1 protein-coding gene is annotated in these 380 nt (G+C 68.7%); it reads right to left on the reverse strand.

Going from position 1 to position 380, the window contains the following annotated elements; translation table 11 throughout:
• A partial coding sequence (locus ACLIYP_RS30870; protein WP_412716353.1) for a polyketide synthase dehydratase domain-containing protein occupies window positions 1-380 on the reverse strand: 380 nt, incomplete at both ends.

Raw genomic sequence — 380 nt, forward strand, 5'->3', positions numbered from 1 at the left:
CGAGGGTCAGTTCCTCTATGGTGTCGCAGCCGACGTGGTGGCCGGCCTGGAGGGCGAGTTCGAGGAACCCGGTGCCGGGCAGCAGCACGGTTCCGGCCACGGCATGATCCGCCAGCCAGGGGTGGCTCTGGAGAGACAGCCGTCCCGTGAACAGGTGTGTGTCCGTGCCCGCCAGCTCCACAGCCGCGCCCAGCAGGGGGTGGCCTGCGACCGAGAGACCCGCGCCGGAGAGGTTCATCCGGCTGTCGCCGGTGGGGTTGATCCAGTAGCGCTGGTGTTGGAAGGGGTAGGTGGGGAGGTTGATGGGTTGGTTGTGGGGGATGGGCCAGTTGATGGTGTGGCCGTGGGTGTGGAGGTGGGCTGCGGAGGTGAGGAGGCGG

This window comes from Streptomyces nanhaiensis (genome assembly GCF_046614825.1).
Lineage (GTDB): Bacteria > Actinomycetota > Actinomycetes > Streptomycetales > Streptomycetaceae > Streptomyces > Streptomyces radiopugnans.